Below are 15,068 nucleotides of genomic sequence, written 5' to 3' on the forward strand. Positions count from 1 at the left end.
TTGATGAGACACCCACTCCATCACCTTCCGGTGAGAGCTTGGTTCGTGTCCCGGCAGCCACCCGGTTTCCCTGGCGACTTGGAGAACTTTACATGCCGAAAAGCCCCCGAAAACAGGGGGGTCCCTTAACTGGATCTTCGCAGGTCAAACCCCGCGAACCAGTCAAGCGGAGCCCGGATCGGCCGCTCACTCCACCCGAACCTACCCGCAAACACCGACCCGAGGACATTGCTCCGACTACATTGCGCCCCATTGCACCGATAGATCGCTCTGATTAGCGTCGACGGCATGGCCCAGCTCCAGCTCGACGACGGCACGTCCATCGCGTACGACGACCACCGCCCCGGCAACCCCGGCACGACCGGCCTTCCCCTGCTGCTCGTCCACGGGCACCCGTTCGACCGCTCGATGTGGCGCCCCCAGGCGGAGCACTTCGCGCGGCGCGGCCATCGTGTGGTGGTCCCGGACCTCCGCGGGTACGGCGAGAGCAGCGGGCCCGCCGTCACGAGCCTGGCCGGGTTCTCGAGGGACCTCATCGCGCTCGCCGATCAGCTGGGCCTGGCGGAGTTCGTGCTCGGCGGCCTGTCCATGGGCGGGCAGATCGTCATGCAGACCGTCCGGGACCACCCCGGGCGCGTCAGCGCGCTCCTTCTCGCCGACACCTTCCCCACCGAGGAGACAGCTGAGGGGAAGGTGGCGCGCAACGCCGTCGCCGACCGCCTGCTCGTCGAGGGCATGGCTCGCTACGCGGACGAGCTGCTCCCGAAGATGGTGTCGGCCGAAACACTCCAGAACCGGCCCGACGTCGCGAAGCACGTTCTCACGATGATGCGCGACGCTCCCGCCGAAGGAGCCGCGGCGGCGTTGCGGGCCCGCGCCGAACGGCCGGACTACCGCGAGGTGCTCGAACACCTCGGCGTCTCCACGCTGGTGGTCGTCGGCAGCGAGGACGAGTTCACCCCGGTCTCCGACGCCGAGCTGATGCACCGGCTCGTCGCCGGTTCCGCACTGGCGGTGGTCCGGGGCGTGGGCCACTTGCCTAACCTGGAGCGCGCGGCCGAGTTCAACGACGTGTTCGGCCGGTTCCTGGACACTCTCCGGCTCCGGCCGGCCTCAGGGGAAGAACGGTGACCCACCCCATGAAGACCGTATTCGTGACCGGCGCGAGTGCCGGCTTCGGCGCCGCGATCACGCGCCGGTTCGTCGCCGAGGGCGCGCGGGTCGTCGCCGCGGCCCGCAGTGCGGACAAGCTGGCGGCGCTGGCCTCGGAACTCGGCGAGGCCGTGCTGCCCGTCGTGCTCGACGTGCAGGACGCCGAAGCCGTCACGTCCGTGATCGGCGCGCTGCCCGGCGAGTGGGGCCAGGTGGACGTGCTGGTGAACAACGCCGGCCTCGCGAAGGGGCTCGAGCCCGCCCACCGGGCGCAGCTGGCCGACTGGGACCAGATGATCGCCACCAACGTCACCGGCCTCGTGCACGTCACGCGCGCGCTGCTGCCTGGCATGGTCGAGCGCGGCAGTGGCCACGTGATCAACATCGGCTCGATCGCGGGCACCTACCCGTACCCCGGCGGCAACGTCTACGGCGCGACCAAGGCGTTCGTGCACCAGTTCAGCCTGAACCTGCGCAGCGACCTGCACGGCACCGGTGTGCGCGTGACCAACGTCGAGCCGGGCATGGTCGGCGGCACGGACTTCTCGAAGGTGCGCTTCGACGGCGACGAGGCCAAGGCCGGCAACGTCTACGCCGGCACCACGCCGCTGACCGCCGAGGACATCGCCGAGTCGGTGCACTGGGCGTCCGCGCAGCCGCCGCACGTGAACGTGAACGTCATCGAGATCATGCCGGTCGTGCAGAGTTCCGCCGCCCTGCAGATCTACCGCGAGAGCTGATCCGGCGCGAACTCGGCCAGGCCGAACAGCTCGTAGAGCGCCTGCTGAGCGGGGTCCCGGTCGGTGAGGATGCGGCGGGCGCGCGGGCGGCCGCCGGTGGACGGGTAGCGCAGCACCGTCTCGCCGATGCCGCACAGCTGGTCCAGCAGCTCGCCGACGGACAGGTTCATGCCCGCGTTGTCCGCCTCGCGCCGCATCACGTGGGTGACGGTGGCGGCGAGCACCGAGACGAGCGTGTGCACGGCGATGCGGTGGCGCGTCCACTCCCAGCGCGGCCTCGGGCCGACGGCCGCCGGGCCGGTGAGCCAGCGGAACGTGGACTCGAGGTGGGTGCGCGCGCGGTAGGCCGTGACCACTTCGGCCACCGGCCAGTCGTGGTCGGTGACCAGGATCTGCTTGCCGAAGAACTCGTCGACGAGCCGGGTGACGGCGGCCTGGTCCACCTGCCAGGTCAGCCGCAGCCCGCCCGGGTGCGTGCCGCTCAAGGTGGTGGTGAGCACGCGTTCGGCGCGGCGGCCGCGGGTGACGCGGGCGATCTCGGAGCGCACCTGCGCCCGGTCGCCGCGGTGGGTGCCCGCGGCGAGCGCCGCGGCGAGGCCGTCCAGCTCGCGGACGGCGGTGCTCAGCTCGTCGGCGAACGCCCGTGACTGCGCCGCGTGCAGCGTGGCCGAATGCGTGAGGATCACGCGCCTTCGCACACCGTCGACGACGGCCCGGGTGTCGATCGCCGTGAGGCCGGCGAAGCGCTCCGGGTCCACGCGCCTTCGCAGCGACGCCGGCTGGGTCAGCAGCTCGGGGTGATCGGCCAGCGGCAGCGATCCGACGAAACCGCTGCGCGCGCCGAGGTCCAGCTGCGCGGCCTGGCCCGAGTGGAAGACGAGCGTGAGACCGGTGGCGGGATAACGCTCGCCCAGTTCCCCGGCCAGCGCGCCGAACGTCGGGGCCGCGCCGCCCTCGCGCCGATAGATCCGCGACGAGAGCGGGATCGCGCCGTCCCGCGTCACCACGAGGCCCAGCCCGGCCAAGACGTCCTGGCACGCCGAGGGCAGCGTGCAGTCGGCGGCGGTGAAGGCCGCGAACTGGGGCACGTCGACCGCGAGCGCCGAGGTGCCGTCGTCGCCCAGCAGGTCGAGCACCGCTTCCGCGATGGCGGTCTCGATGGCGGTGATCCGCTCCGGGGTGAGGCGCTGCAATGCGCGCCAGTGCGCCTCCGTGGTCACCGCGGCCTTCGGCGGGCGCGGGCGAACGAGGTCCTGCGCGGCGGAGCCCGACCACCACTCGCCGAGCGCGGTGCCCGGCGCGGTCGCGCGGTGCAGGACGGCGAGCGCGAGGTGCAGCCCGAGCGTCGTCTTCGCGCGCTGGGGGCCGACCACGGCGTCGACCCGGCGGACCAGGTCGAGCCGCCGGAGCGTGCCCCAGACCGCGGCGATGTCGCCGAACGTCCGGTGCCGCGCGCCGCCCGGGGCCGAGCCGCCGCCGGCCAGTGCCCCGGCGATCTCTTCGGCCGTGCCGAGGTAGCGCTGGCCCACCACCCGGGGCTCGCCGTCCACCCGCGCGGACTCGGCCAGGTAGTAGTAGGTCCGGCCGCCGATCCGCTTCCCGATCACCGATGCCACACTTTAGGTAATACACGCGGAATCGGTGATCGACAACCTTCCCGGGCCGCTGACCTGGGCGGACGATCTTCGGTCCCGAACGGGTGAGGCAGTGACGAGCGGGGCACTGGTCGGCGGCCGGGCACGGACCTAGCGTGGCGGGAATGGCACCCGACCCTGACCTGACCGCCCCCACCCCGTCGGCGATGCGACGCGCGCTCGCCCGGGCCCGGGACGGGAAGACGCTGGACGTCGCCGAGGCGAGCGTGCTGCTGCACGCCCGCGGCGAAGACCTGGCGACGCTGTCCGAGCACGCCTCCCGGATCCGTGACGCCGGCCTCGAAGAAGCCGGGCGCGCGGGCATCATCACCTACAGCCGCAAGGTCTTCATCCCGTTGACCCGGCTGTGCCGCGACCGTTGCGGCTACTGCACTTTCGTCACCGTGCCGGGGCGGCTGGAGTCGCCGTTCCTCTCCCCCGACGAGGTCCTCGACATCGCGCGCAAGGGCGCGGAGATGGGCTGCAAGGAAGCGCTGTTCACGCTCGGCGACCGGCCGGAGGACCGCTGGAGCGCCGCCCGCGACTGGCTCGACGCGCACGGCTACGACGACACGCTTTCCTACGTCCGCGCGATGGCCATTCGCGTGCTGGAGGAGACCGGCCTGCTGCCGCACCTCAACCCGGGGGTGCTGAGCTGGCAGGACTTCCAGCGGCTCAAGCCCGTCGCGCCGTCGATGGGCATGATGCTGGAGACCACCGCGACCCGGCTGTGGAGCGAGAAGGGCGGGCCGCACTACGGCTCGCCGGACAAGGAGCCGGCCGTCCGGCTGCGGGTGCTGGAGGACGCCGGGCGCAGCTCCGTGCCGTTCACCACCGGGGTGCTGATCGGCATCGGCGAGACGCACGAGGAGCGTGCCGACGCCCTGTTCGCGATCCGCAAGACCGCGCGGGAGTACGGCGGCATCCAGGAAGTCATCGTGCAGAACTTCCGCGCGAAGCCGGACACGAAGATGCGCGCCACCCCGGACGCCGACCTCGAAGAGCTGGCGGCCAACATCGCCGTCGCACGGCTCGTGCTCGGGCCGAAGATGCGCATCCAGGCGCCGCCGAACCTGATCGGCAACCAGTACGACCTGATGATCCGCGCCGGGATCGACGACTGGGGCGGCGTTTCGCCGCTGACCCCGGACCACGTGAACCCCGAGCGCGCCTGGCCGCAGATCGACCAGCTGGCGCGCCAGACCGAGAAGGCCGGCTACCAGCTTCGCGAACGGCTGACGATTTACCCCGAGTACGTGAACATCGGCGAGCCGTGGCTCGACCCGCGCATCACCCGGCACGTGGCCGCGCTCGTGGACCCGGCGACGGGGCTGGCGCGCGAGGACGCGATGCCGGTCGGCATCCCGTGGCAGGAGCCGGACGGCGGCTGGCAGCAGTCGGGCCGCACCGACCTGCACACCGAGATCGACACGACCGGCCGCACCGACGACCGCCGCGGCGATTTCGACTCCGTCTACGGCGACTGGAACGAGCTCGCCGGCAAGATCAAGTCCGGTCCGCAGAAGTTCGACACCGACGTGCTGGAAGCCTTGCGCAGCGCGGAAAAGGACCCGGCCGGGCTGTCCGACGACGCGGCGCTGGCCCTGCTGCACGCCGACGGCCCGGAGCTGGACGCGCTGACCAAGCTGGCCGACGACCTCCGCCGCGAGGTGGTGGGCGACGACATCACGTTTGTCGTCACGCGGAACATCAACTTCACCAACGTCTGCTACACGGGTTGCCGCTTCTGCGCCTTCGCCCAGCGACGCACGGATGCCGACGCGTACACGCTTTCGCTGGATCAGGTCGGCGACCGCGTCGACGAGGCGTGGGCCGCGGGCGCCACGGAGATCTGCATGCAGGGCGGCATCCACCCGGACCTGCCGGGCACCGCGTACTTCGACCTGGCGGCCGAGGTGAAGCGGCGGCAGCCGGACATCCACCTGCACTCCTACAGCCCGATGGAGGTCGTCAACGGCGCGTCGCGGACCAATCTGTCCATCCGGGACTGGCTGATCCGCGCGAAGGAGTCCGGAGTGGACTCCCTGCCGGGCACCGCCGCGGAGATCCTCGACGACGACGTGCGGTGGGTGCTCACGAAGGGCAAGCTGCCGACGTCCGCCTGGATCGAGGTGGTCACCACCGCGCACGAGATCGGCCTGCCCACGACGTCCACGATGATGTACGGGCACGTGGACAACCCCAGCCACTGGGTCGCGCACCTCAAGCTGCTGGCCCGGCTGCAGCGCGAGGGCATGGAGCGCAACGGGCGGCGCGGGTTCACCGAGTTCGTGCTGCTGCCGTTCATCCACCAGAGCGCGCCCATCTACCTGGCCGGCCTGGCCCGCGCGGGCACCACGCTGCGCGAGAACCGGGCGGTGCACGCGCTGGCCCGGCTGCTGCTGCACGGCACGTTCGACAACATCCAGAGCTCCTGGGTGAAACTCGGCGAAGAGGGCAGCCGCGCGGTGCTGCAGGGCGGGGTCAACGACATCGGCGGCACGCTGATGGAGGAGACGATCAGCCGGATGGCCGGCGCGGCGAACGGCTCGTACAAGACCATCAGCGACATGCGCGCGATGGTCGAGCCGCTGGGCCGTCCGCTGCGTCAGCGGACCACGGGCTACGGCACGCCCTCGGCGGAGCGGATCGCCGCCGCGGACGCGTCCGACGGGGTGGCGACGGCGGTGCGCAAGCCGCTGCTGCCGTTGCTGACTCCGTAGGGGTTTGCTGGGGCTTTCCTTGCTACGGCAGGGAAAGCCCCTCTTTTTAAGGGTTCCGGTGCAGGCGCCAGAGTGCGAGGGCGAGCTGGAGCCGCAGCCGGCCTTGCGGGGTGCGGACGGGCCAGCCGAGCAGGTGTTCGGCGTGGGTGAGGCGTTCCTGCAGGGTGGAGTGGTGCAGGGTCAGGGCCGCGGCCGCCGCGCGCAGGCTGGCGGCGCCCGCCACCGCGACGAGCGTCTCCAGCACCCACGGGGCCGCGGCCCGCGCCTTCTCGACCGCCTCGACATCGGCCACCGGCGGCGTCGACGGCCCCACCGCGTCGGCAAGGACGGCCAGCCCGCCGAGATCGGCGAAGTCCACCACCCGGGGCCCCGGATCGGCCTCGGTCCCGGCCGCGGTGAACCGCAACGCGACGCGGGCCGCGTCCCAGGAAGCCGGCAGGTCCCGGATCGCGACGACGGGACCGAGCCCGGCCCGCGGGACGGCGGCGGTATGGGAGGGAGTAGCGGCGGGGCTGGACGCCGTCATCCGCAGCAGCCCGGCGGCGTGGGCGGGGGAAGCCGTGGGCGCGGCCGAAGACTCCGACCCGGCAGCAGCCCCAGCCACCGTGGACTGCGACGGCCCGGCGACGGGGGCGGACGAGGCTTTACGCGCGGCCGAAGACGCCCACCCGGCAGCAGCCGCAGCCCCAGCCACCGTGGACTGCGACGGTCCGGCCGCGCGGGCAGCCGAAGACGTCGACCCAGAACCAGCGGCGGAGCGAGTCACCGTCGGCTGCGGCAGCCCGGCGGCACGGGCGACCGACCCGGCATTTCCGGCAAGGCTCGCGGGCCAGGCGCCCGGTGGGGCCAGTTCGGCGGGGCCACCGGGGCGGGCCACGGCGCGGGCGGTTTCGCCCAGGCCGAGGCGGCGGGCGAGGCGGAGGCGGGTCTTCTCGTCGACCGTCGGGTCCAGGACGGCTTCCACGGTGGCCGGGTCCGGGTGAGCGGGGCGGCCGCGGGTGCGGTCCAGGACTCCGCGGGCCGCGGCGGCGGCGCGTTCCAGCACCATCGCGTCGACGACGCCGCCCGGGCCGGGGCGTTCCAGCCAGAGCGCGGGTGGGCCGTCGGCGCGGAGGGGGGCGTTCGGCCAGGCCGGGTCCGGGTCCAGGTCCGTTTCGGCCGGCGCGACCCGGCCGTCCGGCTCGACGCGCAGCCGGACGTGGTGCTCGCCGTCCGCCAGGCGGGCCGGGCAGCCGGCCAGCACGGCGGCCCCGCGGACGATCGGCTCCAGCCCCGCGCCCGCCTCGACCAGCTGGTCGAAGTACGCGATCACCTTGACCGTCGCCGCCGCGTCCGGGTCCAGCGCGGCGAGATGGCTGACGAGGTCCCTCATCGCCCCATCATGCCGCCCGAAACGCTCATGAGTGGCTACGACGGTTCCAACCGGCACAGCCACTCACGAGGGCTCAGCCGAGCATCCGCCGCAGCCACGGCACCCGGGCTTCGCGGGCCTGCTGGGAAAGCGCGGCCTGCGGCGCCACCCCGTCGAAGCCGTGGAACGCGCCGGGCCACATGTGCAGCTCGGCCGCGACCCCCGCGAGCGAAAGCCGCGCGGCGTAGGTGATCACCTCGTCGCGGAAGGTCTCGGCGCTGCCGACGTCCAGGAATGCGGGCGGCAGGCCGGAAAGGTCCGTCGCACGGGCTGGGGCCGCGTACGGCGAGACGTCGGGGCCGCCGCGGGCGTCGCCGAGCAGCGCGGTCCAGCCGACGTTGTTGGCGGTCCGGTCCCAGCTGCCGGCGCCGGCCATCTGGTAGGCCGACGGGGTGTTGTTGCGGTCGTCCAGCATCGGGTACAGCAGGAGCTGGCCGAGCAGCGCCGGGCCGTTGCGGTCGCGCGCGAGCAGCGCCACCGCGGCCGCCAGCCCGCCACCCGCGCTCGCGCCGCCGACCAGCACGCGCTCCGGGTCGATGCCGAGCTCCGCCGCGTGCTCGACCGTCCACTTCAGACCGGCGTAGCTGTCCTCCACCGGCGCGGGATGCGGGTGCTCGGGCGCCACGCGGTAGTCGATCGCGACGAACGCGAGGCCGAGGTCCAGCGCGTACTGCTTGAGGAACAGCAGGTCCCGGCCGCGGTTCCCGCCCAGCACCATGCCGCCGCCGTGCAGCCAGCAGAGCACCGGCAACGCGGTGGTCACGCCCGCCGGACGGCCGGCGATCACCGGGACCGGGCCGTCCGGGCCGTCGGCCTCGGCCTCCCACAGCTCGATGGTGCCGTCCGCGGTCAGGTCCCCGAGCGGCAGCTGCCGGGAGGCGACGGCCGCGCGCACCACGGGGAGGGACTCGATCGACTCGAGCCGGGGCATCTCGGCCCGGACCACGGCCAGCGCCGCCGCCAGCTCGGGGTCGTACGGCACCGGCGGGCCGGTCTGCGGGCCGGTCTGCGGGCGGGTCGACGGGTCGGTCGCGGTCATCTCGATACCTCCAAGGGCAACTCCGGTCGGAATCGATCTTCGTCGTGACCGGCCCGCTCGCACCTCAGCCACGCGGCGGGAATGCCCCGCCGTCCGGCGGGGCCGCCCAGCGAGAACGTGAAAGATGACCGGTCCGGGCGCTGATCGGGGTAGCCGTTCACCGGGACTGGGCCGAACGCCGCAGCCGTGTTCATGATCGACGATAGTTGTCGAAATTTTGCGTAAGTCCGTCCAACTATTGCGGTTCTCCGTCAGAAATTCGTATGATCCAGCTCACACTGTCCCCACCAGTGCACACGAGCCCAGGAAAGGTGAGTGCTGCTCCCGTGACTCCCCCAGGTGTCTTCAGCGCGCCCGAGAAACGCCCACCGGCCACCGGAAAACGCAGAATCGCCGCGCTGACCAGCGCGGTGCTGGCGGCGGCCGGGCTGACGGCGCTGACCCTCGCCGCCTCGCCGGCCGCCCTGCCCGCGGCGGCCGCCCCGGCCGCGTCCGGCTCGGCCCTGGCCGTCGCCGGCCGCGGCGCCACTGTCCCGTTCGTGGAGCAGGAAGCCGAAAACGCGGCCACCAACGGCACCGTGATCGGCCCCGACCGCGCGGCGGGCACGCTCGCCGGCGAGGCGTCCGGGCGGAAGGCGGTGACGCTTTCGAGCCAGGGCCAGTACGTCGAGTTCACCCTGAGCGCGCCGTCGAACTCGCTCGATTTCCGCTACAGCCTGCCCGACAACGCGCAGGGCACCGGGATCGACGGCAAGATCGCCGTCTACGTCAACGGCGCCCACAACCGCGACCTCGACCTGACCTCGCGCTACGGCTGGTACTACGGCGGCTACCCGTTCAGCAACGATCCGGGCCAGGGCAAGGCGCACCACTTCTACGACGAGGTCCGCACCCTCTTCCCGGCCAGCTACCCGCAGGGCACCAAGATCCGGATCCAGGTCGACGCGGGCGACGTCACCCCCGCGACCATCGACCTCGCCGACTTCGAGCAGGTCGCCCCGGCGAAGGCCCAGCCGGCGAACTCCCTGTCCGTCACCGACTACGGCGCCACCCCCGGCGACGCGACGGACGACGCGGCCGCGTTCGACGCCACCGTGGCCGCGGCCAAGAGCCAGGGCAAGGAGGTCTGGATCCCGGCGGGCACGTTCGTGCTGAACCACCACGTGACGGTGGACCAGGTGACCGTGCGAGGCGCCGGCCCGTGGTACTCGGAGCTGCACGGCTCACGCGCGGGCATCTTCGGCAAGGGCGAGCCGGCCAGCTGCAGCACCCCGACCTACCCCGGCAACCCGGCGGTGCCCGGCAGCAGCACCAACGTGAAGCTGTACGACTTCGCGATCATGGGCGAGGTCGACGCGCGGGTGGACTGCGACCAGGCCAACGGCATCGGCGGCGCGCTGGGCGGCGGCTCGGTGGTGCAGGACCTGTGGATCCAGCACACGAAGGTCGGGCTGTGGCTCGACGGGCCGTTCGACGGGCTCACCGTGCGCGACAACCGGATCCTCGACCAGACCGCGGACGGGCTGAACCTGCACCAGGGCATCAGCAATGTGCTGGTGACCAACAACTTCCTGCGCAACACCGGTGACGACGGGCTGGCCATGTGGGCCGAGCACGACGCCGACCACGACAACACGTTCTCGTTCAACACCGTGCTGCTGCCGATCCTGGCGAACAACATCGCCATCTACGGCGGCCACGACAACACCGTGTCCGACAACGTGGTGGCCGACAACCAGGACCAGGGCGGCGGCATCCACGTCGCCAACCGGTTCAGCGCCGTGCCGCTCTCGGGCACCACCACCGTCACGCGCAACACCGCGATGCGCACCGGCGTGCTCGACTCCAACTGGCAGTTCGGCGTCGGCGCGCTGTGGTTCGACGGCCGCGACTCGGCCATCACCGGCCGGGTCGACGTGGTCGACAACGACTTGCTGGACAACAACTACGAGGGCGTCCAGTTCATCGACAGCGCCACCAGCGACGTCCACTTCGACGGCCTGCGCATCACCGGCGCGGGCACCTTCGCGTGGCAGTTGCAGGCGAAGCCGGCCGGCACGGTGAAGAACGTCGTCGCGACCAAGATCGGCCGGGCGGGCATCTACAACTGCATGGGCCCGGACGCGATGAGCGGGCTCGCCGATCAGGGCGGCAACTCCGGCTGGACCACCACGTTCTGCGGCTCGTGGCCGACGCCGGTGTACGACGGTGACAGCGGCGGCACCAGCACTCCGCCCACCACGCCGACGACCCCGACCACGCCCACCCAGCCGCCGACCGGGAACGTCGCGCTGAACAAGGCGGCCAGCGCGAGCGGCTCGCAGGGCGGCTTCCCGCCGGGCAACGCCGTCGACGGGAACACCGGCACCTACTGGGAAAGCGCCAACAACGCGTTCCCCCAGTCGATCACCGTTGACCTGGGCAGCGCGGTGTCCGTCGGCCGGCTCCTGCTGAAGCTGCCGCCGTCGAACGACTGGGGCACCCGCACCCAGACGATCGCCGTTTCCGGCAGTGCCGGCAACTCCGGCTACAGCACGTTGAAGCCCGCCGCGGGCTACACGTTCAACCCCGGCAGCGGTAACACGGCCACGGTCACGTTCACCGCCGCGAGCACGCGCTACCTGCGGCTGACCTTCACCGGCAACACCGGCTGGCCCGCCGGGCAGCTGTCCGAGCTCGAGGCCTACGCGTCCTGACTCCCCGCGAATCCCCAGAAAGGTGAGTGCCCACAAGATGTTCCCCACCTCATCCCGGCCCCGCGGCCGGGCGGCGCTGCTGACGGCCGCGCTGGTCTCGTCCGGGCTGGCCGTGTTCGCGGTCGGCACGGCGAGCCCGGCGGCCGCGGCGACCTGCCCGGCCACCGCGCCCGGCGGCGCCTCGACGCCGTTCCGGACCGTCGAGGCCGAATGCTCCGCGACCAACGGCACGGCGATCGGCCCCGCCTACACGCAGGCGAGCCTGGCTTCGGAGGCCTCCGGCCGCCAGGCCGTGACCCTCGGCCAGGGCCAGTACGTCGAGTTCACCCTGCCCGCGGCGGCCAACTCGATCAACGTCCGCTACAGCCTGCCCGACGGCAGCTCCGGCCGGATGTCGGTCTACGTCGGCGGCACGAAGCTCGGCAGCGGCCTTTCCGTCACCTCGCAGTACTCCTACACCGACACGCCCGGCATCCCGGGCGCGAAAACGCACCACTTCTTCGACGATTCGCGGCTGCTGTTCGGCCAGAACGCCGGCGCGGGCACGAAGGTCAAGGTGCAGCTCGACTCCGGTGACGTCGGGCAGGCGACCATCGACCTGGCCGACTTCGAACAGGTCGGCGGCGCGGGCACGAAACCGGCGGATGCGCTTTCCGTGACCGATTACGGTGCAACGCCGGACGACTCGTCCGACGACACGCAGGCGTTCCGCAACGGCCTGGCCGCCGCGCGCTCGCAGGGCAAGGAGCTGTGGGTGCCGGCGGGCCGGTTCGAGATCGGCTCGGCGCTGCAGATCGACCAGACCACCGTCCGCGGCGCCGGCCAGTGGTACACGGTGTTGCACGGCAACAACATCTTCAACAACGGCAGCGCGTCCGGGAACATCAAGCTCTACGACTTCGCCGTGTTCGGCTCGGTCTCCGAGCGCAACGACAGCAGCCCGGACAACGCCTTCCACGGCGTGCTCGGGGCCGGCTCGACGGTGTCCGGGCTGTGGATCCAGAACACCAAGTGCGGTCTGTGGCTGATGAGCGGCGCTTCGTCGAACCTGACGATCGAGAACAACCGCATCCTCGACACGCAGGCGGACGGCATCAACTTCGACGGCGCCGTGACGAATTCGACGCTGCACAACAACTACCTGCGCAACAACGGGGACGACGGCCTCGCGCTGTGGTCCAACGGCCAGGCCGATTCGGGCAACTCGCTGACCGACAACACTGTGGTGCAGCCGAATCTGGCCAACGGCATCGCGCTGTACGGCGGTTCGGACAACACTGTGAGCGGCAACCTGGTGCAGGACACCAACGCGCTCGGCGGCGGTTACCTGGTGGCCAACCGGTTCAGCTCGGTCCCGCTTTCGGGCACCGTCACGCTGTCGGACAACACCGCGCTGCGGGCCGGGGCGCTCGACCCGAACTGGCAGTTCGGCGTCGGCGCGCTGTGGTTCGACGCGCGGGACCAGGCGATCAGCGGCGTGGCCATCAAGGTCAACGGCTTCACCGCGATCGACAGCCCGTACGAGGCGATCCAGTTCATCGACGGCAACGGCGCCGGCAAGGTGGTCAGCGGCATCACCATCGACGGCGTGACCGTGCGCGGCACGGGGACTTTCGTGGCGCAATCGCAGACGCAGGGCAGCGTTTCGATCAGCAACCTGACGGCGTCCGGCGTCGGGGTCACGGGCACGTACAACTGCCCGTACCCGTCCTCGACCCCGCAGATGACGTTCAGCGGCTCGGGCAACACCGGCTGGACCGGCACCTGGGGCGACTGCTCGTCGTGGCCCGCGCCGAACTCCGGCCCGCCCCAGCCGCCGCAGTCGGGCACGAACATCGCCCGCGGCAAGCTGACCACCGCGTCCGGCTCGGTCGGGGGCTTCCCGCCGGGCAACGCGGTGGACGGCAACGCGAGCAGCTATTGGGAGAGCACCAACAACGCGTTCCCCCAGACGCTGACCGTCGACCTCGGCTCGGCCTCGGCCGTCGACAAGGTGACGCTGAAGCTCCCGCCGTCCGCCGACTGGGCGGCCCGCACCGAGACGCTCACCGTCCAAGGCAGCACGGACGGCAGCTCGTGGACCACGCTGGTGCCCTCGCGCGGCTGGACGTTCGACCCGGCCTCGGCGAACACCGCGTCGGCGGCCTTCGCCACGACGACCCAGCGTTTCGTACGGCTGAACATCACGGGCAACACCGGCTGGCCGGCCGGGCAGATCTCCGAGCTGGAGGTCGCGGCCGCCTGAGGACGGAGGCCTCCCCGCCCGCGTGGCGGCCCGGACGGGGAGGCCTTCTTCATGCGTTCGGCGAAGCCGGGCGACAGGTCATCGCACCTCGAGGTCGGCCGCTTCCGCGAGCTCGGCCGCAGTCATCCGCTGAGTGGCATCTGCACGTCCCTTCCCGTCGAACCGGATACCTTCAGCCTCAAGGATTTCGCGCGGATCGTCCGTCCGGCCAACGCGCGACCGCGGGCATGGATCTCCGGCTGCGACCACTTGACCGCGTCCGCGATCTCCCGGCTCGACAAGTGACCACCCCAGGCGAGTCGCACTTTTGCGTCCGATTGCAGTAAAATTTCGGACATGACGCGTCGACTTGCCGAAGTGGCCCGCCAGGTGGGGGTCAGCGAAGCCACGGTCAGCCGGGTGCTCAACGGCCGATCCGGGGTTTCCGCGAGCACCCGCGCCGCCGTTCTCACCGCGCTGGACGTGATGGGCTACGAGCGGCCGACCCAGCTGCGGGGGGAGCGGGCCCGCCTGGTCGGGCTGGTGCTGCCCGAGCTGCAGAACCCGATCTTCCCCGCGCTCGCCGAGATCATGGGCAACGCGCTGGCCCAGCAGGGGTTCACCCCCGTGCTCTGCACCCGCACCGCCGGCGGGGTGTCCGAGGCCGAGTACGTGGAGCTGCTGTTGCAGCAGCAGGTGTCCGGGGTGGTGTTCGCCGGCGGGCTGTTCGCCCAGGCCGACGCCGTGCACACGCACTACCACCACCTCGTCGAGCGGCGGCTGCCCACGGTGCTGATCAACGCCGCCGTCGACCACCTCGGGCTGCCGCAGGTTTCCTGCGACGACGCGGTGGCCGTCGAGCAGGTCGTCGGGCACCTCAACTCGCTCGGGCACGAGAAGATCGGCCTGGTTCTCGGGCCGGCCGACCACGTGCCGTCGCAGCGCAAGCTCGAGGCGTTCCGCGCGTACGCGGCGAAGCTCGGCCTCCCGGTGCTCGACGAGTTGGTGGAGCACGGGATGTTCTCCATCGAGGGCGGGCACGCGGCGGCCGCCCGGCTGTACCCGCGCGGGGCCACCGCCGTGCTGTGCGCCAGCGACCTGCTCGCGCTCGGCGCCATCCGCGCCGCCCGGCGGCAGGGCCTCTCGGTGCCGGAAGACATCTCCGTGGTCGGCTACGACGACTCGGCTCTGATGAACTGCACCGACCCGCCGCTCACCACCACCCGCCAGCCGATCGAGGCGATGGGCCGCGCGGTGGTCGAGCTGCTGGTCAAACGGATCAACGGCGGCATGGTGGCGGCCGAGGAGCTGCTGTTCGCGCCCGAGCTCGTGGTCCGCGGGTCGACCGCCCGGCACACCGCGCGCACCTCGTAACCCCGGCCGTCCCGAAGGGGGCCTTGAGGGACCGCAAATCCCTGAAGGCCCCCTTCGGCGCGTCCAGGGGCACAA

The 15,068-nt window shown here is 71.9% G+C and carries 10 protein-coding genes; 7 read left to right on the top strand and 3 right to left on the bottom strand.

The window, feature by feature from the left end:
- Window positions 1–288 precede the first annotated feature (288 nt).
- Together BMY97_RS36345 and BMY97_RS36350 are read left to right on the top strand one after the other, a co-directional pair.
- Window positions 289–1,131, top strand: coding sequence for an alpha/beta fold hydrolase (locus BMY97_RS36345; protein ID WP_091626480.1), 843 nt, complete (start codon window positions 289–291; stop codon window positions 1,129–1,131).
- A gap of 8 nt (window positions 1,132–1,139) precedes the next feature.
- Window positions 1,140–1,892, top strand: coding sequence for an SDR family NAD(P)-dependent oxidoreductase (locus BMY97_RS36350; protein ID WP_091626482.1), 753 nt, complete (start codon window positions 1,140–1,142; stop codon window positions 1,890–1,892).
- Here BMY97_RS36350 and BMY97_RS36355 read toward each other — a convergent pair.
- Window positions 1,877–3,508 (bottom strand): IS1634 family transposase, encoded by a 1,632-nt coding sequence (locus BMY97_RS36355; protein ID WP_425425381.1) that lies wholly within the window; start codon window positions 3,506–3,508, stop codon window positions 1,877–1,879. The two genes, BMY97_RS36350 and BMY97_RS36355, sit on opposite strands and share 16 nt — an antisense overlap.
- Window positions 3,509–3,651: 143 nt before the next feature.
- Here BMY97_RS36355 and BMY97_RS36360 point away from each other — a divergent pair, with 143 nt between their 5' ends.
- Window positions 3,652–6,249 carry a bifunctional FO biosynthesis protein CofGH gene (locus BMY97_RS36360; protein ID WP_177231707.1) on the top strand — a complete coding sequence of 866 codons (2,598 nt, stop codon included), beginning with the start codon at window positions 3,652–3,654 and terminating at the stop codon, window positions 6,247–6,249.
- A gap of 46 nt (window positions 6,250–6,295) precedes the next feature.
- On the opposite strand, the gene BMY97_RS36365 is transcribed toward BMY97_RS36360, so the two are convergent.
- Both BMY97_RS36365 and BMY97_RS36370 read right to left on the bottom strand, forming a co-directional pair.
- On the bottom strand, window positions 6,296–7,621 hold the full coding sequence (locus BMY97_RS36365) for a helix-turn-helix domain-containing protein (protein WP_091626491.1): 1,326 nt from the start codon (window positions 7,619–7,621) through the stop codon (window positions 6,296–6,298).
- Between the two features lie 73 nt (window positions 7,622–7,694).
- A complete protein-coding gene (locus BMY97_RS36370) occupies window positions 7,695–8,699 on the bottom strand; it encodes an alpha/beta hydrolase (RefSeq protein ID WP_091626493.1) in 1,005 nt (334 codons plus the stop codon).
- Window positions 8,700–9,025: 326 nt separating this feature from the next.
- Between BMY97_RS36370 and BMY97_RS36375 the strand changes: the two genes are divergently transcribed.
- From BMY97_RS36375 to BMY97_RS36390, 4 genes are read left to right on the top strand one after another with little or no spacing between them, the layout of a single operon-like run.
- Complete coding sequence (locus tag BMY97_RS36375; protein WP_245787686.1) at window positions 9,026–11,395, top strand: galactose-binding domain-containing protein; 2,370 nt, start codon at window positions 9,026–9,028, stop codon at window positions 11,393–11,395.
- A gap of 37 nt (window positions 11,396–11,432) precedes the next feature.
- Window positions 11,433–13,640 (top strand): discoidin domain-containing protein, encoded by a 2,208-nt coding sequence (locus BMY97_RS36380; protein ID WP_091626499.1) that lies wholly within the window; start codon window positions 11,433–11,435, stop codon window positions 13,638–13,640.
- A gap of 51 nt (window positions 13,641–13,691) precedes the next feature.
- Window positions 13,692–13,925 carry a hypothetical protein gene (locus BMY97_RS36385; RefSeq protein WP_091626503.1) on the top strand — a complete coding sequence of 78 codons (234 nt, stop codon included), beginning with the start codon at window positions 13,692–13,694 and terminating at the stop codon, window positions 13,923–13,925.
- Between the two features lie 51 nt (window positions 13,926–13,976).
- Entirely contained in the window at window positions 13,977–14,993 is a 1,017-nt protein-coding gene (locus tag BMY97_RS36390; protein ID WP_091626506.1) for a LacI family DNA-binding transcriptional regulator, read from the top strand.
- Window positions 14,994–15,068 lie beyond the last annotated feature (75 nt).

Origin of the sequence: Amycolatopsis saalfeldensis (genome assembly GCF_900110575.1) — a bacterium.
GTDB lineage: Bacteria > Actinomycetota > Actinomycetes > Mycobacteriales > Pseudonocardiaceae > Amycolatopsis > Amycolatopsis saalfeldensis.

Bases quoted from the DNA above. Each gene is read 5' to 3' on its own strand.
- BMY97_RS36345 (WP_091626480.1), top strand. From the start codon at position 289: ATGGCCCAGCTCCAGCTCGACGACGGCACGTCCATCGCGTACGACGAC.
- BMY97_RS36350 (WP_091626482.1), top strand. From the start codon at position 1,140: ATGAAGACCGTATTCGTGACCGGCGCGAGTGCCGGCTTCGGCGCCGCG.
- BMY97_RS36360 (WP_177231707.1), top strand. From the start codon at position 3,652: ATGGCACCCGACCCTGACCTGACCGCCCCCACCCCGTCGGCGATGCGA.
- BMY97_RS36365 (WP_091626491.1), bottom strand. From the start codon at position 7,621: ATGAGGGACCTCGTCAGCCATCTCGCCGCGCTGGACCCGGACGCGGCG.
- BMY97_RS36370 (WP_091626493.1), bottom strand. From the start codon at position 8,699: ATGACCGCGACCGACCCGTCGACCCGCCCGCAGACCGGCCCGCAGACC.
- BMY97_RS36380 (WP_091626499.1), top strand. From the start codon at position 11,433: ATGTTCCCCACCTCATCCCGGCCCCGCGGCCGGGCGGCGCTGCTGACG.
- BMY97_RS36385 (WP_091626503.1), top strand. From the start codon at position 13,692: ATGCGTTCGGCGAAGCCGGGCGACAGGTCATCGCACCTCGAGGTCGGC.
- BMY97_RS36390 (WP_091626506.1), top strand. From the start codon at position 13,977: ATGACGCGTCGACTTGCCGAAGTGGCCCGCCAGGTGGGGGTCAGCGAA.